This window comes from Microbacterium sp. Bi128, from assembly GCF_918698205.1.
This window is the reverse complement of record NZ_CAKKMM010001453.1, coordinates 1-1,251: the sequence shown is the minus strand read 5'-3', so window position 1 is coordinate 1,251 and position 1,251 is coordinate 1. Positions and strand designations below refer to the sequence as shown.

Sequence of the window (1,251 nt, the reverse complement as noted above, 5' to 3'; positions counted from 1 at the left end):
GGACCACGCGGTGCGGTCCGGCCGGGCGCGTTACGCCGGTGTCTCCAATTTCAACGGCTGGCAGACTGCAAAGGCCGCCGCAATCGCGTGCTTCCCCCTCGTGGCCAACCAGTCCGAATACTCGCTCCTGCAGCGCAACGCGGAGATTGAGCTCATTCCGGCCATCGAGGACGCGGGGCTGGGCCTGATGGCCTGGGCTCCGATGGGACGCGGCGTCCTGAGCGGCAAATACCGCGGCCACATCCCGGCTGATTCCCGGGCCGCCAACCAGCGGTTGGCGACGTACGTGGAACCCTATCTCGAGGGACCGGCGTCCAGCGTGGTGGAAGCCGTCGCCATGGCGGCGAAGGGGCTGGGCCGGACTGCCCTGGATGTGTCGCTGAGCTGGCTGTTGTCCCAACAGGGGGTGGCAACCGCCGTCGTCGGCCCCCGGACACCGGTTCAGCTCAAGGAGATCCTGGATTCGGCGCTCGCGCCGCTGCCGCCGGAGATCGCGCAGGCGCTCGAAGACGTGTCCGACCCCGGCTGAGGCCGCGGAGATCCGCAGGTGGCCCTAGTTCTCCGAATTCTCGAGGATCTCGAGGTCCTCTTCGTCGTCGACATCGTCTTCGTCTCCGTCTTCGTCGCCGTCGATCACTTCGAGCGGTGTCACTTCCCCATACGCCTCATACAGGGCGTCGTCGTAGACTTCAAAGGCATCGGCAACGGCGAAGAACGCCGCCTCGACCGCGGGATCCCCGTCACTTCTGCGGGCGGAGGCCGCCGCCAGGTGTTCTTCCAGTGCAGAGGTCAGGGACTGAAGCGCGACACGCGGATCGATGCTCATGACTTCACGTTAGTCGGAAAAAGACGAAAATGGAGAGCAATGAAAGAACATTTTCTGAGCAGCTCGGTCCGGCGGGAACGGGACTATGTCAAGCAGTACGAGTACCTCGTTCTGACGGTCGGCCCTGAGGATTCGCTCCCCGAGGCCCGCCGCCGGCTCGTGGAGCATTCCGAGTACGGCAAATGGGAACTGGAACGCAGCCGCCTCTACGTGGGCGGCGGGCGGCGTTTCTGGCTGCGCCGGAAAGTCATCCAGGTCCAGCGCACCGTCTAGGCCGCACACGGATCCCGGCCGCGCATCGGCCGGGATCGGCAGCCACGAACGCCGCGGGGAGTCCTGGGCCCTCTAGGGTTTCTCCAGCGGGCCCAGCCAGGCGTTCGCCACGGGATTGTGCGCCGACTCGTCATCTGATGGGTGGAACATGC

At 65.8% G+C, this 1,251-nt stretch carries 3 protein-coding genes; 2 read left to right on the top strand and 1 reads right to left on the bottom strand.

Features of this window, described 5'->3' with window-relative positions:
- On the top strand, nucleotides 1–529 hold a 529-nt coding region (locus tag LQV45_RS33620; RefSeq protein ID WP_230012128.1), incomplete at its 5' end, for an aldo/keto reductase.
- Between the two features lie 24 nt (nucleotides 530–553).
- On the opposite strand, the gene LQV45_RS33615 is transcribed toward LQV45_RS33620, so the two are convergent.
- Complete coding sequence (locus LQV45_RS33615) at nucleotides 554–826, bottom strand: hypothetical protein (protein WP_223916379.1); 273 nt, start codon at nucleotides 824–826, stop codon at nucleotides 554–556.
- Between the two features lie 39 nt (nucleotides 827–865).
- Between LQV45_RS33615 and LQV45_RS33610 the strand changes: the two genes are divergently transcribed.
- Nucleotides 866–1,099 carry a DUF5703 family protein gene (locus LQV45_RS33610; protein ID WP_018772920.1) on the top strand — a complete coding sequence of 78 codons (234 nt, stop codon included), beginning with the start codon at nucleotides 866–868 and terminating at the stop codon, nucleotides 1,097–1,099.
- Nucleotides 1,100–1,251 lie beyond the last annotated feature (152 nt).